Source organism: Aeromonas sp. R5-1 (genome assembly GCF_040908265.1).
In the GTDB taxonomy this organism is placed as follows: Bacteria; Pseudomonadota; Gammaproteobacteria; order Enterobacterales; family Aeromonadaceae; genus Aeromonas; species Aeromonas caviae.
Genome location: NZ_JBFODJ010000035.1, coordinates 1 through 24,150 on the forward strand (window position 1 = coordinate 1; position 24,150 = coordinate 24,150).

24 protein-coding genes and 1 pseudogene are annotated in these 24,150 nt (G+C 63.8%); 10 read left to right on the top strand and 15 right to left on the bottom strand.

Features of this window, described 5'->3' with window-relative positions; all coding sequences use genetic code 11:
* Positions 1–56: 56 nt before the first annotated feature.
* Positions 57–974 carry an IS5-like element ISEc35 family transposase gene (locus AB5Y64_RS04585; protein WP_113979304.1) on the bottom strand — a complete coding sequence of 306 codons (918 nt, stop codon included), beginning with the start codon at positions 972–974 and terminating at the stop codon, positions 57–59.
* Between the two features lie 1,798 nt (positions 975–2,772).
* Here AB5Y64_RS04585 and AB5Y64_RS04590 point away from each other — a divergent pair.
* Positions 2,773–3,831: a GGDEF domain-containing protein gene (locus AB5Y64_RS04590; RefSeq protein ID WP_368203361.1), complete on the top strand. Its 1,059-nt coding sequence runs from the start codon at positions 2,773–2,775 to the stop codon at positions 3,829–3,831.
* An 86-nt stretch (positions 3,832–3,917) separates the two neighbouring features.
* Entirely contained in the window at positions 3,918–4,205 is a 288-nt protein-coding gene (locus AB5Y64_RS04595; protein ID WP_324034511.1) for a hypothetical protein, read from the top strand.
* Between the two features lie 102 nt (positions 4,206–4,307).
* On the opposite strand, the gene AB5Y64_RS04600 is transcribed toward AB5Y64_RS04595, so the two are convergent.
* The 7 genes and pseudogenes from AB5Y64_RS04600 to AB5Y64_RS04630 form a co-directional block, all read right to left on the bottom strand.
* Positions 4,308–4,586 carry a hypothetical protein gene (locus AB5Y64_RS04600; protein ID WP_029314742.1) on the bottom strand — a complete coding sequence of 93 codons (279 nt, stop codon included), beginning with the start codon at positions 4,584–4,586 and terminating at the stop codon, positions 4,308–4,310.
* A gap of 280 nt (positions 4,587–4,866) precedes the next feature.
* Positions 4,867–5,589: pseudogene (locus AB5Y64_RS04605) on the bottom strand (substrate-binding periplasmic protein).
* Positions 5,590–5,779: 190 nt separating this feature from the next.
* Positions 5,780–6,274: a GDYXXLXY domain-containing protein gene (locus AB5Y64_RS04610; protein ID WP_324034510.1), complete on the bottom strand. Its 495-nt coding sequence runs from the start codon at positions 6,272–6,274 to the stop codon at positions 5,780–5,782.
* On the bottom strand, positions 6,271–7,278 hold the full coding sequence (locus AB5Y64_RS04615) for a DUF4401 domain-containing protein (protein WP_103242925.1): 1,008 nt from the start codon (positions 7,276–7,278) through the stop codon (positions 6,271–6,273). Before AB5Y64_RS04615 ends, AB5Y64_RS04610 begins: the two co-directional genes overlap by 4 nt.
* Positions 7,271–8,209 carry a DUF2157 domain-containing protein gene (locus AB5Y64_RS04620; RefSeq protein WP_223954077.1) on the bottom strand — a complete coding sequence of 313 codons (939 nt, stop codon included), beginning with the start codon at positions 8,207–8,209 and terminating at the stop codon, positions 7,271–7,273. Before AB5Y64_RS04620 ends, AB5Y64_RS04615 begins: the two co-directional genes overlap by 8 nt.
* Positions 8,210–8,426: 217 nt before the next feature.
* Positions 8,427–8,984: a TMEM165/GDT1 family protein gene (locus tag AB5Y64_RS04625; RefSeq protein ID WP_010675206.1), complete on the bottom strand. Its 558-nt coding sequence runs from the start codon at positions 8,982–8,984 to the stop codon at positions 8,427–8,429.
* A 253-nt stretch (positions 8,985–9,237) separates the two neighbouring features.
* Positions 9,238–9,567, bottom strand: coding sequence for a translation initiation factor (locus AB5Y64_RS04630; protein ID WP_039041208.1), 330 nt, complete (start codon positions 9,565–9,567; stop codon positions 9,238–9,240).
* A 119-nt stretch (positions 9,568–9,686) separates the two neighbouring features.
* Between AB5Y64_RS04630 and AB5Y64_RS04635 the strand changes: the two genes are divergently transcribed.
* From AB5Y64_RS04635 to AB5Y64_RS04645, 3 genes are read left to right on the top strand one after another with little or no spacing between them, the layout of a single operon-like run.
* Positions 9,687–9,914 (top strand): FeoA family protein, encoded by a 228-nt coding sequence (locus AB5Y64_RS04635; RefSeq protein ID WP_010675204.1) that lies wholly within the window; start codon positions 9,687–9,689, stop codon positions 9,912–9,914.
* Complete coding sequence (gene feoB, locus AB5Y64_RS04640; RefSeq protein ID WP_223954075.1) at positions 9,911–12,181, top strand: Fe(2+) transporter permease subunit FeoB; 2,271 nt, start codon at positions 9,911–9,913, stop codon at positions 12,179–12,181. The genes AB5Y64_RS04635 and feoB overlap by 4 nt, the downstream gene beginning before the upstream one ends.
* Positions 12,182–12,227: 46 nt before the next feature.
* Positions 12,228–12,470 carry a FeoC-like transcriptional regulator gene (locus tag AB5Y64_RS04645; protein WP_010675202.1) on the top strand — a complete coding sequence of 81 codons (243 nt, stop codon included), beginning with the start codon at positions 12,228–12,230 and terminating at the stop codon, positions 12,468–12,470.
* A gap of 61 nt (positions 12,471–12,531) precedes the next feature.
* On the opposite strand, the gene tapW is transcribed toward AB5Y64_RS04645, so the two are convergent.
* The gene (gene tapW / locus AB5Y64_RS04650; protein WP_029314740.1) at positions 12,532–13,668 is read right to left on the bottom strand and encodes a type IVa pilus ATPase TapW; all 1,137 of its coding nucleotides are present in this window, start codon (positions 13,666–13,668) and stop codon (positions 12,532–12,534) included.
* Positions 13,669–13,724: 56 nt separating this feature from the next.
* The gene (locus AB5Y64_RS04655) at positions 13,725–14,081 is read right to left on the bottom strand and encodes a DMT family protein (protein ID WP_010675200.1); all 357 of its coding nucleotides are present in this window, start codon (positions 14,079–14,081) and stop codon (positions 13,725–13,727) included.
* Positions 14,082–14,193: 112 nt separating this feature from the next.
* Between AB5Y64_RS04655 and AB5Y64_RS04660 the strand changes: the two genes are divergently transcribed.
* The 3 genes from AB5Y64_RS04660 (at position 14,194) to AB5Y64_RS04670 (ending at position 16,768) form a co-directional block, all read left to right on the top strand.
* Positions 14,194–14,925: an ABC transporter substrate-binding protein gene (locus tag AB5Y64_RS04660; protein WP_069785238.1), complete on the top strand. Its 732-nt coding sequence runs from the start codon at positions 14,194–14,196 to the stop codon at positions 14,923–14,925.
* 75 nt (positions 14,926–15,000) lie between these two features.
* Positions 15,001–16,008, top strand: a complete 1,008-nt coding sequence (gene btuC / locus AB5Y64_RS04665; RefSeq protein WP_202044469.1) for a vitamin B12 ABC transporter permease BtuC — start codon at positions 15,001–15,003, stop codon at positions 16,006–16,008.
* Complete coding sequence (locus AB5Y64_RS04670; RefSeq protein WP_368203375.1) at positions 15,995–16,768, top strand: ATP-binding cassette domain-containing protein; 774 nt, start codon at positions 15,995–15,997, stop codon at positions 16,766–16,768. The genes btuC and AB5Y64_RS04670 overlap by 14 nt, the downstream gene beginning before the upstream one ends.
* A gap of 211 nt (positions 16,769–16,979) precedes the next feature.
* Here the strand turns inward: AB5Y64_RS04670 and AB5Y64_RS04675 are convergent, their stop codons facing one another.
* Positions 16,980–18,044, bottom strand: a complete 1,065-nt coding sequence (locus tag AB5Y64_RS04675; protein ID WP_113977416.1) for a 3-deoxy-7-phosphoheptulonate synthase — start codon at positions 18,042–18,044, stop codon at positions 16,980–16,982.
* A 141-nt stretch (positions 18,045–18,185) separates the two neighbouring features.
* Here AB5Y64_RS04675 and AB5Y64_RS04680 point away from each other — a divergent pair, with 141 nt between their 5' ends.
* Positions 18,186–18,566: a diacylglycerol kinase gene (locus AB5Y64_RS04680; protein ID WP_052816484.1), complete on the top strand. Its 381-nt coding sequence runs from the start codon at positions 18,186–18,188 to the stop codon at positions 18,564–18,566.
* 78 nt (positions 18,567–18,644) lie between these two features.
* Here AB5Y64_RS04680 and serA read toward each other — a convergent pair whose 3' ends face one another.
* The 4 genes from serA to AB5Y64_RS04700 all read right to left on the bottom strand — a co-directional run bounded on the left by serA (position 18,645) and on the right by AB5Y64_RS04700 (position 22,987).
* Complete coding sequence (gene serA / locus AB5Y64_RS04685) at positions 18,645–19,877, bottom strand: phosphoglycerate dehydrogenase (protein WP_113977420.1); 1,233 nt, start codon at positions 19,875–19,877, stop codon at positions 18,645–18,647.
* Between the two features lie 265 nt (positions 19,878–20,142).
* Positions 20,143–20,796, bottom strand: a complete 654-nt coding sequence (gene rpiA, locus AB5Y64_RS04690; protein ID WP_039040383.1) for a ribose-5-phosphate isomerase RpiA — start codon at positions 20,794–20,796, stop codon at positions 20,143–20,145.
* A 143-nt stretch (positions 20,797–20,939) separates the two neighbouring features.
* Positions 20,940–21,536 carry a 5-formyltetrahydrofolate cyclo-ligase gene (locus tag AB5Y64_RS04695; RefSeq protein WP_368203366.1) on the bottom strand — a complete coding sequence of 199 codons (597 nt, stop codon included), beginning with the start codon at positions 21,534–21,536 and terminating at the stop codon, positions 20,940–20,942.
* Positions 21,537–21,640: 104 nt separating this feature from the next.
* The gene (locus AB5Y64_RS04700; protein WP_052816483.1) at positions 21,641–22,987 is read right to left on the bottom strand and encodes a Na+/H+ antiporter NhaC family protein; all 1,347 of its coding nucleotides are present in this window, start codon (positions 22,985–22,987) and stop codon (positions 21,641–21,643) included.
* 316 nt (positions 22,988–23,303) lie between these two features.
* Here AB5Y64_RS04700 and dapB point away from each other — a divergent pair, with 316 nt between their 5' ends.
* Entirely contained in the window at positions 23,304–24,116 is an 813-nt protein-coding gene (dapB, locus tag AB5Y64_RS04705) for a 4-hydroxy-tetrahydrodipicolinate reductase (RefSeq protein ID WP_010675190.1), read from the top strand.
* Positions 24,117–24,150: the final 34 nt, after the last annotated feature.

Genomic DNA, 24,150 nt, shown 5'->3' on the forward strand with positions numbered 1-24,150 from the left:
GGCCTTGTTGATCAAATCCAAAGTCGGATACTCGCTCCCCAACCCGCCGGGCGGGCTTAGTTGACGGCCTGCCGAATAGGCATACCAAGCCCTATGACCTTGTTCATGACTTTCACCCCGGCCAGGATCTCACCCACCTGGGCGTTGTAGCTCCGCAGACTCAGTTTCGGACCGATGAGCTGCTTGAAGCGATACATGGCGGTCTCAGCTATCGAGCGCTGATGATAGCCAGAGTCCTTTTTCCATTGCTCCAGTTCTCCTGCCTTGAGCGCGGCAACCGCCTCGTTGCGTGGATGGCCTTTCTTCCAGAATGCCGCATTCTTTCTCGGCGGTATGGTGGCCTTGATGCCCTTCTTTTGCAGTAGGGCATAACAGGCTCTGGTGTCATAAGCACCATCGGCGCTGACTTGTTCTATCTTGCGGCGCAAGGGGTTGAGCAGCGTGGGCAGCACCTCGTTATCGCCCACCGTTTCCAGGCTGACTTCGGCTGCGACGATGGCATGGGTCGCCGCATCTACGGCCAGGTGAAGCTTGCGCCAGACGCGGCGTTTCTCCTTGCCGTGCTTGCGAATTTTCCATTCGCCCTCGCCATAGACCTTGAGTCCGGTGGCATCGATGACGAGGTGAGCCACCGGGCCATGGCTCGGTAGGCGGTACTTGATTTCGACCGTCTTGGCACGCTTGCTGATACAGCTGTAGTCCGGCGACTGTAAGGGCACCTTCATCAGCTTGAACAGCGAGTTGATGAAGCCTTCCAAGGCACGCAGCGGTAGCTTGAATACCGCCTTGAGCATCAGCGCGGTTTCAATGGCAGAGTCGCTGTAATGGAAGCCTCGCCCCCGGCGGCCATGATGGGTTTGGCAATGCCACTGCTGGATGGCTTGCTCATCCATCCAGACGGTCAACGAACCACGTTGCACCAAGGCTTGGTTGTACTGTTTCCAGTTGCTGATCTTGTGCTTGGACTTGCCCATCTGGCGCTCCCGGTGGTGAACCTAAGAGATCAGATCACCAAACTGCGGGATAGTTCCCTGATTTGAGCAACAACGCCTTTATTACAGTGAAATATTCACTATCGGGCCTTCAATATAAAGCCGTTTCTTGATAGAGATATCTGCTGCTTGCCGTTGTACCCACCATGATTTTTTCATTTATGCAATCATGTTGATGGCGATTGTTGCATAGGTGCGACAATCTGCTCTCGTCACGGGGTGGGCGAGGGGGGCTGTGAGATAACAACCCGCCCGATCTGTGCTCCGAACAGGCTGGATACGGTTACCGAGGTGCAATGCGCTGCGCTTGGTGCACCCTATGCCTGTTAACCGGCCTCGGTGCCGCGGGTTGGGTGTTGCCCCCTGTTGTTCGCCGAGGTGAGACCGTTTGTCCAGGCCGCGAGGCAGGATGCAGAGCGAGCGTCGCTGGGCCAGGGATGGCCCATCGGCGCGTGCCGTGGGACAAACGGGTGAGCCGAGGGAACCCGACGCAGGAGGGCGAACAAGCGGGGGAGAAGACCTTTGGTGACTTTGGGTCTTTCCAAAGTCACTCGCCCCAGCCGCGCAGCGGCGGCGAAATCCCATCGAGGACGGGGTCCTCGTGTCCTGCACGGCGAAGCCGTGCCATTGAGGCGTGGGGCGGCATTCGCCATGCAATGATGTTACCGCCCCCTCACCCTAACCCTCTCCCGCAAGGGGAGAGGGGATCAAACCGAAGTCGCCGAGGTTGGCGGGCGAAACCCCATCGAGGACGGCGTCCTCGTGTCCTGCGCGGCGAAGCCGTGCCATTGAGGCGTGGGACGACATTGCACCAGGCAATGACGTTACCGACCCCTCACCCTAACCCTCTCCCCCAAGGGAAGAGGGGATCAAACCGAAGTCGCTGAGGCTGGCGGGCGAAACCCCGTCGAGGACAGAGTCCTCGTGTCCTGCGCAGCGAAGCCGTGCCATTGAGGCGTGGGGCGGCATTCGCCAGGCAATGCCGTTACCCATCCCTCACCCTAGCCCTCTCCCCCAAGGGGAGAGGGGACAAAGCCGAAACCCCGTCGAGGGCCGCGCCCTCGTGTCCTGCACGGCGAAGCCGTGCTATTGAGGCGTGGGGCGGCATTCGCCAGGCAATGACGTTACCGACCCCTCACCCTAGCCCTCTCCCCCAAGGGGAGAGGGGAGCAAACCGAAGTCGCCGAGGCTGGCGGGCGAAATTCCGTCGAGGGCAGCGCCCTCGCGTCCTGCGCGGCGAAGCCGTGCCATTGAGGCGTGGGGCGGCATTCGCCAGGCAATGACGTTACCGACCCCTCACCCTAGCCCTCTCCCCCAAGGGGCGAGGGAATGGTTACCGCGGACGATTACGCTCCGCTAATCGACCCTACATGGTGGCGCCGTGCCAATCAGGTGAGCGACCCCTCACCCTAACCCTCTCCCCCAAGGGGAGAGGGGATGGTTACTGCGGACGATGATGCTTCGCTAATCGACCCTACCGACCCTACGGCGTAGCCATGCCAAATGACGGTGAGTGACCCCCCACCCTGACCCTCTCCCTCAAGGGGAGAGGGGATGGTGACCGTGGGCGAATACGCGGCGGGAATCGACCCGGCACCCAGGGGCGAGGGCAGGGTTGTATCCCTGTGTTTCGCATGGCGACGCCGCTTGGGGTCCGGTTATGCCAAAATGTGAACAAATCGATCTTTCCCCCGGTCAATCGTGGTCTCCCGCTTGTCGGGCCCGCCCCGAGTTGGCTAAGGTGGTCGCCCATCAGATGCACGCAGTTGTGGAGGTAGGCATGGACAAGTTATTGCTGGCGCTCTCGGAGCAAGTGATCAAGGCGCGGGATCTGGAGAGCCTGACCCGCCCTTTGCTGGAGATGCTGGCGTCGGTGACCGGGCTGGAGTCGACCTATCTCACCGAGATTGACCTCGGGCAAAGCAGCCAGCATGTTCTGTTTGCCCGCAATGCGGCCGGGCTGCAGATCCCCGAGGGGATGACGGTGGAGTGGAGCGATACCCTGTGTCGCCGTGCCATCGACGATGAGATTGGCTACACCGACGACGTCGCCGCTCTGTGGGGGGACTCCCAGGCGGCCAGCGAGCTCGGCATTCGCTCCTATCTGAGCAGCCCGGTGCGCACCTCGACCGGCTCCCTCTATGGCACCCTGTGCGGCGCCAGTACCGAACAAAAGCCCGCGGTGGCGGGGGCGCAGCAGCTCATCGCCTTCTTCGCGCACCTGATTGCCGAACAGGTGGAGCGGGAGCAACTGCTGCGGCAATTGCAGCAGGCCAACGACGAGCTCTCGCGCCTGGCCCTCTCCGACCCCCTCACCGGGCTCCCCAATCGCCGCGCTCTGATGCTGGAGCTCACCCGCCTCTTCTCGTTGTCGGAGCGGGCGGGGCATCCGGTGCTCATCGCCTTTGTGGATCTCGATGGCTTCAAGGCCATCAACGACGAGCATGGCCACGAGGCGGGGGACAGGCTGCTCACCGCCATGGCGCGGCAACTGAGCGAGACCCTGCGCGGCGGCGATCTGCTGGCCCGCTTTGGGGGGGACGAGTTCGTGGCCGTGGGCATGGGGCCTTTCCCGGCCTCCGACACGCTGGACGGGGCGGTGGCGGCGTTTCGCCAGCGCCTGTTCGAGCACAGCGTGCTGTCACTGTCGGTGGGGGACAAGGTGATCCATTATCCCGGTGCCAGCGTGGGGGCGGTGGCCGTGATGCCGGCCGAGGTCAGCGTCGAGGAGGCGCTGAACCGGGCCGATGCGAGCATGTATGCGGTCAAGCGCCAGCGCCGGGCTGCAGGGGAGGGCGGGAACCCACCTCCTTCCAGTCAGGTGTCTGCCCCGCGATAGCAGCGGGGCGGGTTGAGAGGGCACAGGGTGGCGCGTCCACCCGGGTGCCAGTCTGTTTTCCCTTTTATCAGTTCGGAGCCCATACCATGGTTCATCTTCTTGCCCGCCGTGTGCGCGCCCTGGCCGGGCGGGCGGGCACCCTGGTGGCCGGACTCTGCGAGTTTCAGCAGCGTATCTGGGTGGTCAGCATCGTCAAGGAGTCCTACACAGATACCTTCGTGGTCAACGAAGGGGGCTTCGAGGAGCCCTTGCAATGGATGCGCCGCAAGGGCTACAGCGCCGAGATGCTGGCCAGGGTGGAGGCCATGGCCCGATCCCAGGTGCTCCAGCTCGAGTGCGCCGGGCAGCATCACCGTCTGATGCGGGTGAAATAGGGGCGAAGCCGCCCCCGGATGGCCTGGGCGGTACCGCCGCCCGGGCATCGACCACATATACTGCCGCCTTCTTCGTGTCAGACGGGGGAAATGGGTCGCCAGTCATGATTTTTCCGTGGTTCTCTCCGGTTTCAGACCACCGGAGTAGACACAAATCGCGGAGTTGTAGCTGTTGAAGGTGACCGCGTAGTTGAAATCGCAGAAATAGGCCGGGTGCTTGGTGGCGACAATGTCCCCCGCCTTGCATTTGTCCTGCATCCCCTCCACCAGGGTGTCGTTGTTTGACCCGAGACAGGCCTTGCCGGTGGTCTTGTCACCGCCGCAGGCCATCAGAAGGGCGCAGACCGAGAGACTCATCAACCATTTCGCTGTGTTGTGCATGTGTATTCCCAAGAGATCGCAGAGATGGCGGGGAAGGGCGTGAGTGCGGCGCTGCCCGATGAAGGCGGCCAGCGGGCACGCTGCCGCCCCTGACTGTCGCTGCCACCGTGCGCCCTGCCCCTTGCCGTGAAAAAGGGGCCAACAGGCTCCTGCGCCCTATATTACGGACCCAGGACGGTCTGCGTCACCCCTTGTCGTCGCAAGTGGCGAACATTAAACGGGTTTCGTGCGCTGGCTCAAAGGCGGGCCGGGGCCTTGGCGGCCCTGGCGGGGGAAGGGATCAGGGGGAGGGGAAGTATTTGTGCTGGAGCTGCTGGAAGTCGCTGCTGGCCAGCACCTGGGTCAGGCCGATCTGGAACTCCCTGACCAGGGCATCGTCAACCGGGTGGCTGAAGGCGAAGCAGTACTGCTCGGAGCTCAACATCCAGCGCACCTCGAACTGGGCGGGATCCAGCTGCTGGGTCTTGATGAGATCCAGCAGGGTGGACTTGTTGCTGGAGATCAGCTAGACCCGGCCCGAGGTGAGCATGCGCAGGGCCTGGGAGAGGCGGTTGGCGGTCATGATCTTCTGCTCGTCGAAGCCGGCGTTGAGCAGCAGTTGCTCCCCCACATCGGATCGCACGGCGCCTATGGTGTAGCGCTGGGCATCTTCCTGCCTGGTCAGGGTCAGGGGGCGACTGGCGAGCCCCATCAACACTATCTCGGCATAGCCGATGGGGCAGGCCCACTTAAACAGGGGATTGCGCGCCTCGGTGCGGGCGGTGGAGAAGAGCACCACATTGGGTTTCTGGGTCAGCAGGTAGTAGCCCCTGGCCCAAGGGAGGATGCTGACGGGCTGGACAGGGGTGCCGGTCTTTTGCCACACCAGGTGCAGCAGGTCGATGGCAAAGCCGGTCGGGGAGCCATCCTCCCCGGTGAAGTTGTAGGGTTTGTACTCTTCGGTGAGGTAGTGCAGGCTGGCGAGCGCCGGGCTGTCCTGGGTCACGGGAGTGCCCCAGACCATGGCCGCGAGGGCGGCGCAGGCGACCAGTCTGCGAAGGGGGACTGCAATGTCTATGTTCATCCTGACCGTCCTGCTGCCGAGTGCCCAGTTTCAAGTGTTGCCAAGTCACGGCGTTTCGCCACCCGGCGAAGACGTTATCCGCCGGGGGCCGTCATTCTCTCGCCACTCACAACCGTGTCGGCGCCTCTTTTTACCAGGTCGGGCGGGTGTGACCTAGAGGGGTGAACGCCTCATCCCTCAGCCCCACCAGCAGGGTGCTGCCATCCTCCTGCAGACGAAACTCGCCGTAGCGGGCAGACTCATATTGATCTCCCGTGCCCTCTTCGAAGAAGAAGGCGTCAGGCCCGATAAACCACTGGCCGTCGCGCTGGCGCACCTTGAGCAGACGCTCCCCCGGGCCAGGGGCCTCGGGCTTGCCCTCTTCTACCCAGTGCACCACCTGATGTTCATCCAGGCGAACGACCAGGGTGTGGGGGCCGACGGCGGCCTGGCGGCCCGCCAGCTGGCGGGCGAGGGCGTAGTTCAGGCGCATGTAGTCCCCCTGTATCAGGGAGCGGGGGTCGACCGGTGCCAGCTCGATCAGCACCACCTCCCCCTGGCTCATGGCGTGCTCGAAGCGCCAGACGGTGGCGTTGATGCCGGCGAGCAGGGCAAGACCGGTCAGCAAAAAGGCGAGGCGTCTCATGAGGGGCTCCTGTGGTGAAGGTGCTTGAGCCACTGACGGGTACCGAGCAGCAGGGCCCCCGAGGCGAGCAGCAGCCAGGACTTGGTCATCAGGGTCAGCCCCAGATCGTAGTAATAGAGGGAGCCAAAGCCGAGCAGCAGCAGGCCTGCCAGGGTCATCAGGGCCAGGCTGCCGGCGTAGAAGCCGAGCACCAGCACCAGGGCGCCAGCCCCCATGCCGGGAATGATGGCGCTGATCACCACCAGCGGCAGCCCGTAGCGCAGCGGCAGCCTGAGGCGAACCATGACCGCGAGCAGCAGGGCTGCGCAGAGCAGGGGATTGAGCCAGAGGGGCAGGCGGGAGCTGCCGAGCTCATTGAGCACGCTGGTGCCTCCCTCCCACAGGGGGTGGTGCAGCCGTCCCAGCACCAGCAGGGAGAGTGCCAGCCCCAGGGTGAGGGATTCATAGAGCAGATGGCGGGCGGGATCGCGCTCCGCCTGCAGCCAGCACAGGGCGACGGCGCCCATCACCAGCGGCAGGGCCAGCAGGTGCAGGCCGAGGCAGGCGAGGGCGAGGGTGAGCAGGATGGCGGCGGCGAAGCTGTGGAACAGCCTGATCAGCCAGTGCTCGAACAGGGCGGCCACCCCAAGGGAGAAGGCGGTCAGACCGAACCAGAGCCACGCGACGTTCAGATCCAGCCTGTCCAGCAGGCCGTAGAGCAGCCAGGCATCTGCCGCCAGCGCCAGCGCCAGCACGAACTGATCCCAGAGATCGCTGCGGGTCGCCATGCGGTTGAGACCGAGGGCGGCGGCCATCAGCACCATCCCCATGGTGAGGGCGTTGTTGGGGTCGCGGGTCAGCTGCTCGAAGGCCATGAAGAGGAAGAAGAGCAGGAAGAGGGCGGCTATCCAGCCCACCATGCCGAGCAGAAAACGGCCCGACCAGTGGGGCTGTTCATCCCGGGGGGCATCCCCTTCCACAAGTTGGGCTGCACGCAGGCGCTCCCAGGGGGTGAGATCAGACATGCTGCCTCCGTTGTTGTTGCAGCCAGCGGCTGGCCATCACCGACAGGCCGATGGCGATGAGGGCCAGCAGCAAAAAGCCGTTCATGTCCGGCTCCATCCACTTGCCAAGGGCCGCGAGGATGACGGCGATAAGGCTCAGGCACCCCATGGTGAGCCCGGCGATGAACCTGTGGTGCCAGCGCAGGTAGGCGGCGCCGAGCCAGGCGAGCCAGGCAGGCCAGACCCAGGGAGAGGCGGCATCGAACAGGGCCAGCAGGGTAAGCAGGGTGATGCCGAGCCCCGCGGCCAGCCCCGCGAGCCAGGAGGGCATCAGGGCGTAGCGGGCGGGCACCAGGATGAGCAGACCCCAGAGGGCGGCGTTGAGCAGGGTCAGGCACCAGCCGAGGGCCTCCTCGTTGAAGGAGAAGAAGAGATCGAGAAGGCCGAGCCGCCAGTAGAGCACCAGGGCGAGCTGACCGAGCAGCCAGGCCAGGGTCCAGAGCAGCGGGCTTCTGCCAAGGGCCGCCAGCGGCAGCAGCATCAGGGCCCAGGTGGCGAAGAGCTGCCAGGGGTCGGCGCCGGTCTGGTAGGTCTGGCCCACCAGGGCGAGCAGGGCGCCGAGGTTGAGGGCCAGGGCCAGCAGCAGGGCCTGGCGCGGGGTGTCACTCATGGGTTTGCGCCAGAGCACCAGGAGCATGGCGAGCAACGGCAGCTCCAGCAGGGCGAGACGTGAGAGGCGCCCCAGGGCCTGCCAGTTGAAGGCGACGAAGAAGACGAGGCCGGCGCCAAGGCAGAGGCAGCCGAGCCAGAGCAGCAGCCTGTCGAACAGCCACTGCCAGCGGGCAGGGCCGGGGGGCAGATCGCACAGGGCCAGGGCGGCAGGCAGCGAGGCCCGTGGCAGGCGGCCGCGCCTGACCCAGTCGAGCAGGGTCTGTCTTGAGGTGAGGTGCATGGGGGCTCCTGAAGCCGTGATGCCTGAAAGATAAGGCATTATGGCACGGCGACGCGTCTTGGGGCAGGGGCGCAGTCGGCGCTGCGACACAGGTCGCGGCACGGGGCCATGTCTTTGCACTAAAAAGGCCCCCGCCGTGAGGAGGGGGCCTGAAGGACGTCCGGGGCGGCGGTGGCGATCAGTGCTCACGCTGATCCCCCGCCGGCTTCTATGGAGGTCAGGCGAAGATCAGGGTGGAGATGCCAAGCCCCGCAAAGAGGATGGCGCAGGCAATGCGGATCCCCTTGAGGGGGAGCTTGTCGGCCCCGAGCTTGCCGAGCAGCACCACGGGCACGTTGGCCAGCATCATGCCGAGGGTGGTACCGGTGATCACTTGGATCAGGGAGTCGTACTTGGCTGCCAGCAGCACGGTGGCTATCTGGGTCTTGTCACCGATCTCGGCGATGAAGAAGAGCACGAAGGTGGCCATGAAGGGGCCGTACTTGTCCAGGGAACTCTCTTCATCATCCATCTTGTCCGGCACCAGGATCCAAGCGGCCATGGCGATGAAGGCGCCAGCGACCAGCCAGGTCATCACCTTGGGATCCATCCAGCGACTGATGAATTCCCCTATCCAGGCGGCACCCGCGTGGTTGAGCAGGGTGGCAGCCAGCATGCCGGCGATGATGGGCCAGGGTTTGCGAAAACGACAGATGAGCAACAGGGCCAGCAGCTGTGTCTTGTCGCCGATCTCGGCGATGGCAACGCTGATGGTGGAGGTTAACAAGGCTTCCATAAAAATGACCGGGGGACGGAATTGTTATAAACCAAAGACAAGCCTGCGCCATCCGTCCCCGGTTTTGGCACTGGCCCGTCAAAGGTCTTGTCAAATCCGGCATTGCCCGGATCACCCTGACCATGGTGAGTTGGCACCAAGTATGTTGATCAGGATCGCGCACGGAACGGGCCCGTGGCGAGACTACTCCCCCTCGATGGGAGCGGGCATTCTAGGGAAAAACCCCCGGTGAGGCAAGGCGCGGGATGGGGAATTATCCCCCCACCAGTTTGACCTGAAAGCCGGCCTTCTCCAGTTCGGCCTTGATAAGGTCCCGTTTGTCCCCCTGGATCTCGATGATCCCCTCCTTGAGACCGCCGCCGGTACCGCACTTCTTCTTGAGCAGGGTGGCAAGGGCCTTCTGCTGGTCGGCGGGAACGCCGTGGATGCTGATGACCCCGGCCCCCTTGCGTCCCTTGGTCTCGCGGCGGATGCGCACGACCCCGTCGGCGGGGAAGGGGGAGGCGTGCTGGGCGGGGGCGGATTCCTTGATCATGCCGCCGTCCGTGCTGTAGACCAAGCGGCTGTTGTTGTCGTGACTCATGGCAATACTTTGTCGGTTAGCTAAGCGGAGTTTGATTTTACGCAAATAAATGTTGAGGGCACAGCTTATAATCCCCCCATTAAAAGCGAATTATTCTTGTTTAACTTCAGGAGCCCGTCATGGTACTCACAGAGCTGTCGCCGGGACAGAGCGCTCGCATCACGCACATGAACCACCTTGGCCGCGCCTTGCGGCGCAAGCTGATGGTGATGGGGCTGCTGCCCCAGACCGAGATCCTCTATCTGCGGGCCGCCCCCCTGGGGGACCCGCTCCAGATCCAGTGCCAGGGTATCTGCCTCTCCATGCAGCGGAGTCTGGCCCAGCAAATCGAGGTGGAGCCGGTATGAGCTACAACCTGGTCACAGTGGGCAATCCCAACAGCGGCAAGACCTCCCTGTTCAACGCCCTGACCGGCTCCCGCCAGCAGGTGGGGAACTGGAGCGGGGTCACCGTCGACAAGAAGATGGGGGCCTTTGCTGCCCGCGGGCAGAAATACACCCTGGTGGACCTGCCCGGCATCTATGCCCTGGCCAACCAGGAGGCGAGCCTGGACGAGCAGATCGCCAGTCGCTTCGTCCAGCGCCAGCAACCGGATCTGCTGCTCAACGTCATCGATGCCGCCAACCTGGAGCGCTCCCTCTACCTCACCCTGCAACTGCGGGAGCTGGGGCTGCCCATGGTGGTGGTGCTCAACAAGATGGATCTGCTGCAAAAGCGGCGCATCACCATCGACGAGGCCTTGCTCGCCAAGGCGCTGGGGTGCCCCGTGGTGTCGCTCTCGGCCCACAATCGCCAGCAGGTGGCGGCCTTCAAAGAGGGGATCCACCAGTTTATCGGCCAGTCCCAGCCCGCCCTCGTGCTCGACTACGGTCAGCCCCTCGAGGGGGATATCGCCGAGCTGGAGACTCTGCTCGCCCCCCATCATCTGCATCGCCGTGGCCGCGCCCTGCGCCTGCTGGAGGAAGACATCGCCATGCAGGAGACCCTGGCGGCGGGGCAGCAGGCGGCGGCCGACAACGTGGTGAGCCGCGCCCACCACGCCCAGGACATCGACCTGCAACTCGCTGATTTGCGCTACGGCCATATCCACCACTGGTGCCAGCAGGCGTGCCGTCATCAGGACAAGCTCACCGTCGCCCAGAGCGAACGGCTGGACAGGGTGCTGCTCAACCGCTGGGTGGGCATCCCCTTCTTCCTGCTGGTGATGTACCTGATGTTCATGTTCGCCATCAAGGTGGGCAGCGCCTTCATCGACTTTTTCGACATCCTCGGGGGAGCCCTGTTCGTGGACGGAGTGCACCACCTGCTGGGGCTGATGAGTGCCCCCGACTGGCTGGGGGCCGTGCTCGCGGACGGCGTGGGTGCCGGTTTGCAGACGGTGGCGACCTTCATCCCCGTGGTGGGCTGCCTCTTTCTCTTCCTCGCGGTGCTGGAGAGCTCCGGCTATCTGGCCCGCGCCGCCTTCGTGGTGGACGCCCTGATGCGTCGCCTCGGCCTGCCCGGCAAGGCCTTCGTCCCCATGCTGATGGGCTTTGGCTGCACCGTGCCCGCGGTGATGGCGACTCGCACCCTGGGGTCGGAGCGCGAGCGGCTGATGACCTCGGCCATGGCACCCTTCATGTCCTGCGGTGCCCGTCTGCCGGTCTACGCCCTGTTCGCGGTGGCCTTCTTCCCCGAGTCGGGGCAGAACCTGGTGTTCGGTCTCTATCTGTTCGGCATCCTGGTGGCGGTGCTCACCGGCCTCTTCCTGCGCAGCACCCTGCTGCCGGGCAAGAGCGACTCCATGGTGATGGAGATGCCCGATTACGAGTGGCCCCGTCCGGTGGATGTGGGGCTGCGCACCTGGCAGAAACTCAAGGGCTTCATCTTCGGCGCGGGCAAGACCATCGTCCTGATGGTGGCGGTGCTGAGCGTGCTCAACTCCCTCGGCACCGACGGCAGCTTCGGCAACCAGGATCAGGAGAACTCGGTGCTGAGCAAGCTGAGCCAGTCCGTGACCCCGGTGCTGCATCCCATAGGCGTGCGGGACGACAACTGGCAGGCCACGGTGGGCATCCTCACCGGCATCTTTGCCAAGGAGGCGGTGGTCGCTACCCTCAACAGCCTCTACGCCGGCGGCGCCGGTGATGAGGAGGAGAGTGAATACTCCCTGCTGGGCAGCCTGAAAGCGGCGCTGGCCACCATTCCCGCCAACCTGGCGGACATCGACCCCGCCGATCCCATGGGGCTCAAGGTGGGGGATCTGGAGGACAAGCAGGCGGCAGCCGAGGCCCAGGAGGTGGACACCTCCACCTACGGCAACATGCAGACCCACTTCGACGGCGTGGCCGGAGCCTTTGCCTACCTGCTGTTCGTGCTGCTCTACATGCCCTGTGCCGCCGCCATGGGGGCTCTGGTGCGAGAGACAGGTCGCCAGTGGGCCCTGTTCACCGCCGCCTGGTGCAACTACGTCGCCTTCCTGTGCGCCACTCTCTTCTATCAACTGGCGACCTTCGCCGCCCACCCGGCGCAGAGCCTGGTCTGGAGCCTGAGCTATCTGTTCTCCCTGGTGCTGCTCTGGTGGCTGGGGCGTCGTCACGGCGACATCGTCGCCCGCAAGGTGGTGACCCTGTGAAGGGGCTCATGGTCAGGGGCGAGTGCGCCGAGAGGGAGGGTATTCTGTGATCCTGCGTGAACTGGGGGACTATCTGGCCCTTCACAAGAAGGTGAGCCGGCGGGCGCTGGCCCGCCACTTCCACACCTCCGAGGATGCGGTAGAGGCCATGCTCGGGGTCTGGATGCGCAAGGGGCGCGTCGCCAAGCGGGAGAGCCGCCTGTGTGGCGGCTCCTGCTGCGGCAAGCACGAAGAGGTGACGTTCGAGTGGTGCGAGCCCGGCCAGATAGGGCTGATTCAGAAGGGGTGATGCCTGCCCACATGCAAAAGGGAACCCGAGGGTTCCCTTTTTCGTGGCCGCCGGGCCCGTCTCAGAAGAGGTCGCCCTCGTCCTTGGTGGGCTCCAGGCTCCAGCCGCTCGCCGCCGCGCTGTTGCCAATCTGGCCCTTCTCCCGCCAGAGTTTGATCTTGAGGCGCAGGTTGTTCTGGGAGTCCGCGTTCTTCACTGCCTCCTCCTCGTCGATCACCCCCTCGACCACCAGATCGAACAGGGTACTGTCGAAGGTCACCATGCCAAGGGCCCTGGATTTTTCCATGATCTCCTTGAGGCCGCCAAACTCGCCGCGCTTGATGAGATCGCGCACAGTGTGGGTTCCGAGCATCACCTCCACCGCCGCCCGGCGTCCGCCGTCCGTGGTCTTCACCAGCCGCTGGGAGACAAAGGCCTTGAGGTTGTTGCCAAGGTCGTTGAGCAGCTGGGGTCTGCGCTCTTCCGGGAAGAAGTTGATGATGCGATCCAGCGCCTGGTTGGCGTTGTTGGCGTGCAGGGTGGAGATGGCCAGATGCCCGGTCTCCGAGAAGGCGAGGGCATGCTCCATGGTCTCCCGATCGCGGATTTCGCCGATGAGGATGACGTCCGGCGCCTGGCGCAGGGTGTTCTTCAGGGCCGCGTGGAAGCTGCGGGTATCCACCCCCACCTCCCGCTGGTTGATGATGCTCTTCTGGTGGCGATGGACGAACTCCACCGGATCTTCGATGGTGATGATGTGGCCGCCGCTGTTGCGGTTGCGATGATCGATGAGGGCCGCGAGCGACGTGGACTTGCCGGACCCGGTGCCGCCGACGAAGAGCACCAGACCCCGCTTCTCCATGATGGTGTCGAGGAGCACCGGAGGGAGTTTGAGATCCTCGAAGCGGGGGATCTCGGTCTTGATGTTGCGCGCCACCAGGGAGACTTCATTGCGCTGCTTGAAGATGTTGACCCGAAAACGGCCTATCTGGGGCAGGGAGATGGCGAGGTTCATCTCCAGCTCTTTCTCGAACTGCTGTTTCTGCTCGAGATCCATGATGTCGTAGGCGATGCGGGCCACCTCGCCCGGCCCCAGAGGCTCCTGGGTGAGGGGGCGCAGGGCGCCGTTGAACTTGGCGCAGGGGGGGGCGCCGGTGGAGAGATAGAGATCGGAACCGTCTTGTTTGGCCAGGATCTGCAGCATGTCTCTCAATTCCATGAGGGGCCTCGTCGCTCAAAGGGCTGGGGGATGATGAATGGCTTGAGTGTACAGCCTCAGGCGCCGGTCAGTTTTTCGCGGAACACAAAAAAGACCGCGCCCAGGATGCACAGACCCGCCCAGAGGTAGTCCCACTTCAGATCTTCTTTCAGATAGAAGATGGAGAAGGGAACGAACACGGTGAGGGTGATCACCTCCTGCAGGATCTTGAGCTGGCCGACGGAGAGCACGGTGTGGCCGATGCGGTTGGCGGGCACCTGCAACAGGTATTCGAACAGGGCTATCCCCCAGCTCACCAGGGCGGCGATGATCCAGGGTTTGTGATTCATGCTCTTGAGATGGGCGTACCAGGCAAACGTCATGAAGACGTTGCTGCAGATGAGCAGGCCGATACTGGTCATGATGGGGTTCATTAGGTTCTCCTTTTAAATCAATGCATTTTATCTCGACTCCATGGGTTTTCATAAGTGGTGCTTGAGGGTATTTTTAGCTCACAAGGATGTAACAAAAGAAGGCGAAAGCTGGATGGGCAAGACAAGCTGGGGTGCGCTTTGTCTGTTGTTTGCCTGCTGGGCGCAAGGTGCGCCGACCCTGACGGTGGCCACCGATGTCTGGCCGCCGTTTCGCATGCTGGCAGAGAACGACGACTTCCAGGGGCTGGATATCGACATTCTGCGCCAGTTGCAGGCACGCAGCGGCATTGTGCTCACCCTCAAACGGGTGCCCTGGGGACGGGCACTCAAACAGATGCAGACCGGTCAGGTGGATCTGATGATAGGGCTGGCTCACACCGAGGAGCGGGCCGCCTTCATCGACTACCTGCAGCCGTCCTATTACCAGTGCCGGCCTGCCTTCTATGGCAAGCCCGCCGCCGTGGCAGGTCTCAGGCGCTACGAGGATCTGCGAGGCCGCGAGATAGGCTATGTGCTCAACTCCGCCTACTTCCCCCCCTTCGATGGCGACACCCAGCTCGACAAGCACGGGGTCCCCACCGAAGACCAGTTGCAGCGCATGGTGGAGCGGGGCCACCTGCCCCTGATGATAGGGACCGACTGCCAGGTGGATTACGCCCTGAGCCAGCGCAACGACGCCGGCCTCGTCAAGGCGCCCTTCCAGCCCCCCAACCCGGTGGTGCTCTACCTCGGGATGAGCAAGCACTCACCCCACCATGAGCTGGGCCCCAAGCTGGCGCAGGCGTTGCAAGCCATGGTGGAGAGCGGCGAGATAGCGGCGCTGGCCAAGCCCTACCAGCCTTGACCTTGGGTGGTAACGCGCTGTTATCATGCAGCTTTCCTGCCTGCCCACCGGCGGGCCTCGCTTCTTGGGGATCCCGTGTATCTCGCTCTCATCCGTCGCCAGCAGCGCTGGCAGCGCCGCTGGCTGCTCCTGCTGTCGCTGCTGACCCTGGCCCTGTTCCTGCTCTCCCTCGCCCTCGGGGAGTTCGTGCTGCTGCCCTGGCAGCCGCTGGGGGATCTGGAGCTGCGCATCCTGCTGGAGCTGCGCCTGCCGCGCGCCCTGCTGGCTCTGCTGGCGGGGGCCTCCCTTGCCTGCGGCGGTGCCGTGCTCCAGGTGATGCTGCACAATCCGGTGGCGGAACCCGGCCTGCTCGGCGTCTCGAGCGGCGCTGGGCTGGCTGCCATGGTGGCGATGGCGGTGGCCAAGGGGCTCGGGCTCTATCTGCCGGGCTGGGGGCTGTCGCTGGCGGCCTTTGGCGGCGCCCTGATGGTGACCATGCTGCTCATCCGTCTCGCACGCCGGGCACGGCTCGGCCATGGGCGGCTGCTGCTGTTCGGGGTCGCCATCGGCATCCTCACCAATGCGGCCATGACCTGGCTGATGTATTTCGCCGACGACGGCGCCTTGCGGGAATTCATGTTCTGGATGATGGGCAGCCTCGCCTACGGCAGCCAGCAGCTTGCCTGGTGGTGGCTGGTGCTGCCCCTCACCCTCGGCTGGCTCTGCTGGCAGGGGCGGGCACTGCAACAACTGCTGCTGGGGGAGACCCAGGCCCGCCTTATGGGGTTGAACGTGGACAGCATGCGGGTACGCCTGGTGCTGGCGGTCTGCCTGCTCACCGGGGTGGCGGTCTCCCTGTGCGGCGTCATCGGTTTCGTCGGCCTGGTAGTGCCTCACCTGCTGCGCCTGTGCGGTGGCAGCGATCAGCGCTTCCTGCTGCCCGCCTCGGCGCTTGGGGGTGGCGCCCTGCTGCTCGGGGCCGATCTGGTGGCCCGCTCGGCGCTGCACGCCGGTGAGTTGCCCATCGGGGTCATCACCGCCTCGGTGGGCGCCCCGCTCTTTATCTATCTGCTGCTGAGGCAAGATGCCGATGTGTCCCGCTGATCCCGCCCCCTGGCGGCTGGAGGCCCGCGCCCTGGCCATCCCCCATCGCCTCGCCCCCCTGGATCTGGCCTGGTTCGGTGGTCAGCTGGTGGCCCTGCTCGGCCCCAACGGCAGCGGCAAGTCCTCCCTGCTCGGGGCCCTGGCGGGCCTGCTGCCCGCCGATGGCGCCGTCTTGCTGGGAGGAGAGGTCATCACGACACTGAGCTGGCCCGAGCTTGCAACGCGGCGCGCCATGCTGCCCCAGCGCCAGCCCCAGCTGTTCCACATCCTGGTCTTCCAGGTGCTGAGCCTGGGGCTGGAGGAGGGGGGCCCCGATGCCCAGGCACAGGCGGTGGCGGATGTGTGCGACGCCCTGGAACTGGCGCCCCTGCTGGCACGGGACTTCAGCCGCTTGTCCGGGGGGGAGCAGCAGCGGGTGCTGATCGCCCGCACTCTGCTGCAACTGTGGCCAAGCCTCAACCCGACCGGGCGGGTGCTGCTGCTGGACGAACCCCTGGCGGGGCTGGATCTGCATCACCAGATGGCGCTGCTGCGGCTGCTCAAGCAACTGGCCGCGCAGGGATTGCTGGTGGTGGTGGCCATCCACGACATCAATCTGGCCATCGATTGGGCGGATCGCGTGCTCTGCCTGCAACAGGGCCGCGTGGTGGGGGAAGGGGACGTCGGGATCATCGACGAGGCGCTGCTGGAGCGGGTGTTCCAGATCCGCACCGATCGTATCGAGGCGGCCGGCCGCATCTGGTTTATGCCGAGTCTTTGAGGCGGTCTTCCCCCTCATCCCCAGCCCTTCTCCCATTCTTTTAAAACAAGTGGGAGAAGGGAGCCGTTCCGTCGACTACGGATACAGCATTGAAAACCGGCAGAGGCTGAGTGAAGCCAAGGGGGCGAGTGAATCACTGTGGACATGAAAAGAGCCAGGCATCCGTGATGCCTGGCTCTTTGAATTGGTAGAGAGAGCGTTGAGCGGTTGTTCAGGCTTTCTGCTTGTCCAGCCGCACCTGAGCGGCTTCTGCCAGCATGGCCAGCAGGGTTTCGGTGTCACTCCACGACAGACAGGCATCGGTGATGCTCTGGCCGAAGGTGGCGGCGCAGCCGTTCTCCACGTCCTGACGCCCTTCCACCAGGAAGCTCTCGGCCATGATGCCAGCGATGCCGGTGCGGCCGCGGCGCAGCTGATCGCAGATATCCTGGGCCACCAGCAGTTGGCGGCGGTGATCCTTCATGCTGTTGCCGTGGCTGAAGTCCACCACCAGGCGCTCCGGCAGGCCCACCTGGGCCAGAGCCTCGCACGCCTCGTCGATGCTGGCGGTGTCGTAGTTGGGCCTGTGGCCGCCGCGCAGGATCACGTGGCCGTAGGGGTTGCCGGCGGTGCGGTAGATGGTCATCTTGCCGTCCTTGTCCGGGGAGTAGAAGATGTGGCTGTGACGGGCGGCACGCACCGCATCGATGGCGATGCGGGTGTTGCCGTCGGTGCCGTTCTTGAACCCCACCGGGCAGGAGAGGGCGGAGGCCATCTCCCGGTGAACCTGGGACTCGGTGGTGCGCGCCCCGATGGCGCCCCAGGTGATGAGATCGCTGATGTACTGGCCGGTCACCATGTCGAGGAACTCGGTGGCGGTGGGCATGCCTGTCTCGTTGATGTCCACCAGCAGCTTGCGGGCCAGTTTCAGCCCTTCATTGACGTCGAAACTGCCGTCCAGGCGCGGATCATTGATGAGCCCCTTCCAGCCGACGATGGTACGCGGCTTTTCGAAGTAGGTGCGCATTACGATGCACAGGCTCTTTTTGTACTCTTCACGCAGTGTGTTCAGACGCAGAGCGTATTCGTGAGCGGCGGCGGGATCGTGGATGGAGCAGGGGCCGACGATGACCAGCAGGCGCTGATCTTCACCGGACAGAATGGCTTCCACTTGGCGGCGGGCATCCAGCAGGTTCTGGGCGATGGTGTCGGTTAACGGGAAGGCGTGCGCCAGCTCGCTGGGGGTGATCAGGGCCTCCAGGCGACGGGTGCGCAATTCATCGGTGTGAATGGACATACGACTCAATTCTCGAGTGGATAAGGTGGGCGGGATGCCAAAATGCAAGGGAATAAAATAAAGCAAAAGTCACCCGATGGAAACCTTGGGCGGCTCTGATAGGATGTGAACCCAAAAGCCATTTCAAATGAGGTAGTTATCGTGGCAAAGCCAGGCGCGACCGGGATCACCCGCATCATCAACGCAACCGGTTACAGCATGAAAGGTCTCAAATCGGCCTGGGTCAACGAGGCCGCCTTCCGTCAGGAGCTGCTGCTCATCCTGCTGCTGATGCCGCTGGCATTCTGGATAGGTGACTCCCTCAACGAGATCCTGCTGCTCGTCTGTATCAGCTGGCTGGTGGTGATCGTCGAGGTACTCAACTCCGCCGTGGAGGCGGTGGTGGATCGCATCGGCTCCGAGCATCACGAACTCTCGGGCCGCGCCAAGGATCTGGGCTCCGCCGCCGTCTTCATCGCTCTGGCCCTCAATGCCCTGGTGTGGGGCGCCCTGGTGGGCCGCAACCTGCTGGGCTGGTGGTAGGTTACGAGAGCAACCTTTCTCCTGACATAAAAAAGCCCGTCATCACGACGGGCTTTTTGCTGCGCAGATAAGGGCTTATCAGTGCAGGATCCGGGCACGGATGGTGCCATTGATCTCTTTGAGACGGGCCAGGGCCTTCTCGCTGTGCTCGGTTTCGACGTCGATGACCACGTAACCGATCTCGCTGCTGGTCTGCAGGTACTGACCGGCGATGTTGATCCCCTCGTCGGCGAAGATCTGGTTGATCTGGTTCATCACGCCGGGCTGGTTGCGGTGAATGTGCAGCAGGCGGCTGGAGCCCTTGTGGCCGGGCAGGGAGACCTCCGGGAAGTTGACCGCGGAGAGGGTGGAGCCGTTGTCGGAGTATTTGACCAGCTTGTTGGCCACTTCCAGACCGATGTTTTCCTGGGCTTCCTGGGTGGAGCCGCCGATGTGGGGGGTCAGGATCACGTTGTCCAGGCCGCGCAGCGGGGTGAGGAACTCCTCGTTGTTGGACTTGGGCTCCACCGGGAAGACGTCGATGGCGGCGCCGGAGAGGTGGCCGCTCTTGATGACGTCGGCCAGGGCGTCGATGTCCACCACGGTGCCGCGGGAGGCGTTGATGAAGATGGCGCCCGGTTTCATCATGCGAAGTTGCTCTGCACCGATGAGATCCTTGGTGGAGGCGGTTTCCGGTACGTGCAGGCTGATGACGTCAGACATGTTGAGCAGTTCCACCAGGTTCGGCACCTGGATGGCGTTGCCAAGGGAGAGCTTGTTCTCGATGTCGTAGTAATAGACCTTCATGCCGATCATCTCGGCGATGATGCCAAGCTGGGTGCCGATGTGGCCGTAGCCGATGATGCCGAGCTTCTTGCCGCGGGCTTCGACGCTGCGGTTGGCCAGCTTCTCCCAAACGCCGCGATGGCACTTGGCGTTCTTCTCGGGAATGCCGCGCAGCAGCAGCAGGATCTCCCCCAGTACCAGTTCGGCCACGGAGCGGGTGTTGGAGAAGGGGGCGTTGAAGACGGGGATGCCGCGCACGTGGGCGGCGTCGAGGGAGACCTGGTTGGTGCCGATGCAGAAGCAGCCGATGGCCACCAGCTTGGTGGCGGCATCCAGCACCTTCTCGGTGATCTGGGTGCGTGAACGCAGGCCCACGAAATGCACGTCACGAATGCGCTCGATCAACTCCTCTTCCGACAGGGACGTCTTCAGATATTCCACATTGGTGTAGCCGGCTGCCCGAAAGGTCTCCACCGTGTTGGGATGGACTCCCTCCAGCAGCAGTACCTTGATCTTATCCTTGTCCAGCGAAAACTTGACTGTCATGACGTTCCCTCTATTGTTTTGAAAAATGCGTTCAGGCTTGCAGTGTGAAGAAAACCGTAAAGTAGCAAAAACGTTTGGGAGAGGGAATATTTGTGACGAAAGTCAAATTCTTTGAAGTTATCAACGATTGTTGCAGATGTGCTGCTACAAGCCATTGAGGGATAACCAGAAACGGCGCCATGAGGCGCCGTTGTCCATTTGGGGCAGTCAGGTTGACTGACCCGGGCGGGGGCTTGCCCGGAGGGGGAGGTCCGGGGAGCAGGCCTTAGTTGGTGATCACACCCTCGGGGGTGCCGATCAGCACAACGTCGGCGCCACGGTGGGCGAACAGGCCGTTGGTGACCACGCCCACGATGCTGTTGAGGCGGGTTTCCAGAGCCTTGGCATCGGTGATGGCCATGCCCTTGACGTCCAGGATGATGTTGCCGTTGTCGGTCACCACCCCTTCACGCCACACCGGGTTGCCGCCAAGGGCGCGGATCTCGCGGGCCACGTATTCGCGGGCCATGGGGATCACTTCCACCGGCAGGGGGAAGGTGCCCAGCACGTCGACGGTCTTGGTGTTGTCGATGATGCAGATGAACTGGTCGGCCACGGCGGCGACGATCTTCTCGCGGGTCAGGGCGGCGCCGCCCCCCTTGATCATGTCGCGGCTGGCGTTGATCTCGTCGGCACCATCCACGTAGACGGAGAGGGCATCGATGTCGTTGAGGTCAAACACCGGGATGCCGAGACCCTTGAGGCGCTCGGTGGAGGCGATGGAGCTCGACACCGCGCCCTTGATCTGGTCTTTCATGGTCGCCAGTGCGTCGATGAAGTGATTGACGGTAGAGCCGGTGCCCACCCCGACGATGGTGCCGGGTACCACGTATTTGAGCGCAGCCCAACCGGCCGCCTTCTTCATTTCATCTTGAGTCATGATGGATCCTTATGGAAAAAGCGGGCGCATTATATCCAAGCATCCCCCCCAGAGCGACCATGGTGCTCACGTTCCGGCGCAAAAATCCCCAAGATGTAAATCGTTTGCCTGTTTATTGAACCGAAGGGGGCGCCCCCGTCTCATCAGGCAAAGTGCCAGCTGCGGCTGGGGGTGATGATCTGGGGGAGCGGCACGTCCCACTGCTCCCGGGGGACGGCATCCACCTGCTGGCAATCGTGGGCGAGCCCCAGGGGTCTTGGGCCGAGCTGGTGCTCGTGCCAGCAGGCGAGGGTGCGATCGTAGTAGCCGCCCCCCATGCCGAGGCGGTTGCCAGCCTCATCGAAGGCCACCAGCGGGGTGCAGATGATGTCCAGCATGCTGTGGGGCAGCACCTGCTGCACGTCGAGCTCGGGCTCGGCGATGCCGTAGCGGTTGCGGGCCATGGGGGTGGTGGCGGTGTAGCGCAAGAAGAGCAGGTGACCCGGGGTGAAGGGGTGCAGCACCGGCAGGTAGACCTCCTTTTGCCGGGCCCACAGCCAGTGGATGGCGGGCAGGGGATCGAGCTCCCCGTCGTTGGCCAGATAGAGGGCGATGCGCCTGGCCGCGAGGATGCCGGGGTGTTCCTGGAAGCGCTCGACCAGCTGTTGGGCCGCCGCCTGCTGCTCGGCCTGGCTCAGGCTTTTTCTGCGCTGGCGAATGAGCTGGCGCAGGTTCTGGCGTTCGGGTTGGGTATCCGGCATGGGGACTCCTGGGCAAAGGTGGGCTGGCGCTACCTTAGCAAGGGGCCGATGGGATGAAAAGCCGATGGCGGGGCCGCCAGCCGGGCGGCCCCTGAGGTCGGGCGTCAGGAGCGGTGGGGGGCGGGAGCCACTGCGCCCATCTGGTGCTTGAGGAAGACGGCCACGATGGCGGCCAGTGCCAGCGCCATGGGGTAGAAGCTCATGCTCACGACCAGGATCGGCGAGAGGGCGAAGATGGAACCCAGCAGCAGCGCCTGGGCGCCCCAGGGGATGAGCCCCTGTACCACGCAGGAGAAGATGTCCAGCATGGAGGCGGCGCGGCGCGGGGTGACCCCGTGATGGTCCGCCAGATCCCTGGCCACCTTGCTCGCGACTATGATGGCCACGGTGTTGTTGGCGGTGCACAGGTTGGTGAGGCTCACCACACCGGCGATGCCGAGCTCGGCCGCCTTCTCGTTCTGCTCGCCATCGTGGTGGCGGGTGAAGCGGGCAATCAGGGCGGCGATGCGCTCACTTATCCATGCGAGCCCCCCCTGGCGTTCCATCAGGGCACCCAGACCGCCGATGAGCATGGAGAGCAGGAAGATCTCCTGCATGCTGGTAAAGCCCTGGTAAATGTCCTTGCTGAACTGGCCGAGGGAGTAGCTATCAAGCAGCCCCACGCCACCGGCCGCCAGGATGCCGAGCCCCAGTACCATGAAGACGTTCATGCCAGAGAGGGCAAGCACCAGGATCAGCAGATAGGGGGCGACCTTGAGCAAGTCCGCCTCGGCGGTGGGGGCCGGCGCTTCACCGGTGGAGCCCAGCACCAGATAGAACAGGATCACCAGCACGGCGGCGGGGGCGGCAATCTTGATGTTCTCGCGAAACTTGTCCTTCATCTCGCAGCCCTGGCTGCGGGTGGCGGCGATGGTGGTGTCGGAGATGATGGAGAGGTTGTCCCCGAACATGGCGCCGGAGAGGATGGTCCCCGCCATCAGCATCGGATCGATGCCGGCGGCCTGGGCGACGCCCAGCGCCACCGGTGCCACGGCGCCGATGGTGCCCATGGAGGTACCCATGGCGGTGGCAATGAAGGCAGAGATGAGGAAGAGCCCCGGCAGCAGGCACCAGCCCGGAATGAGGGATAGGCCGAGGGCGACCGTGGCATCCACCCCGCCGGTGGCCTTGGCCACGGTGGCGAAGGCGCCCGCCAGCAAATAGATGAGGCACATGGCCATGATGTTGCTCTCGCCCACCCCCTTGAAGAAGGTCTCGAGGTTCTTGTTGAACCCCTCGCGTCCCATCAGCAGGGCCAGCATGACGGCAGGCAGGGCGGCAACGGGGGCTGGGAGCTGGTAGAAGGCGAACTCGACCCCCTGCAGGGTCAGCCAGGTACCGGTACCGATGAAGAGGGCAAGAAAGACCAGAAGGGGCAGCAGGGCTCTGGCACGGGGTTGGGTCTGGATCATGTGTTCCTCGAAACTTGAACAATGACCTCCTGTCGTTGCCTGTGGCGCCTCCAGGGCGGGCACAGGGCGGGCATCCTGCCACCATGGGGGGCCAACAGTAGTGAGTCGGCCCGCCCGGGTCAAGATAGCCGTCCAGATGGATAGGGCTTTTTGCTTCGTGATTCTGACTTGTCTGGTTATTCCGTTATTTATTCTGTTTTTAATGAATTTATCGTTTAAATGTCGGGGTGGTTTGGCGGGCCAGATCGGGCTTTTCAAAGGGGACGCGGGCTGGTAAAACGGTCTCTTTCCATAATAAAGAGATGAGAGGGTGGAGATGGACAATCCGATCCGTGTGGCCGTGATGGGCTGTAATGGTCGTATGGGCAAGGTGCTGCTGGAGGCTATCGCCAACGCCGAGGGCGTGGTGGTGGGAGCGGCGCTGGAGCGACCGGGCTCTGCCGTGATAGGTCTGGATGCGGGTGAACTCAACGGCCTGGGGCGCCTTGGCGTCATCATCAGCGACAGTCTGGAGAAGGTGAAGGACGAGTTCGATCTCATCATCGACTTCACCCGCCCCGAGGTGACCCTGGCGAACCTCGCCTTTGCACTGGCGCATGGCAAGCAGATGGTGATCGGCACCACCGGCTTTGACGAGGCGGGCAAGGCGGCCCTGCACGAGGCGGGCAAGCAGATCGGCATCGTCTTCGCCTCCAACTACTCGGTCGGGGTCAACCTGGTGTTCAAGCTGTTGGAGCAGGCGGCCAGGGTGATGGGGGAGTACACCGACATCGAGATCATCGAGGGGCACCACAGACACAAGGTGGATGCTCCGTCCGGCACTGCGCTCTCCATGGGGGAAGTGGTGGCGAAAACCCTGGGCCGGGATCTCAAAGAGTGCGCCGTCTATGGCCGTGAGGGGATCACCGGTGAGCGGGATCGCAACACCATCGGCTTTGCCACCATCCGCGCCGGCGATCTGGTAGGGGAGCACACCGTCATGTTCGCCGACATCGGCGAGCGGGTCGAGATCAGCCACAAGGCTTCCAGCCGTCTGACCTTCGCCAACGGTGCAGTGCGGGCGGGCAAGTGGCTCGGCCAGCAAGGGGCCGGTCTCTATGATATGCAGGATGTGCTCGGTCTGAAATAAACCGTCTTCAGGGGGAGTGCAGACTCCCGTACTG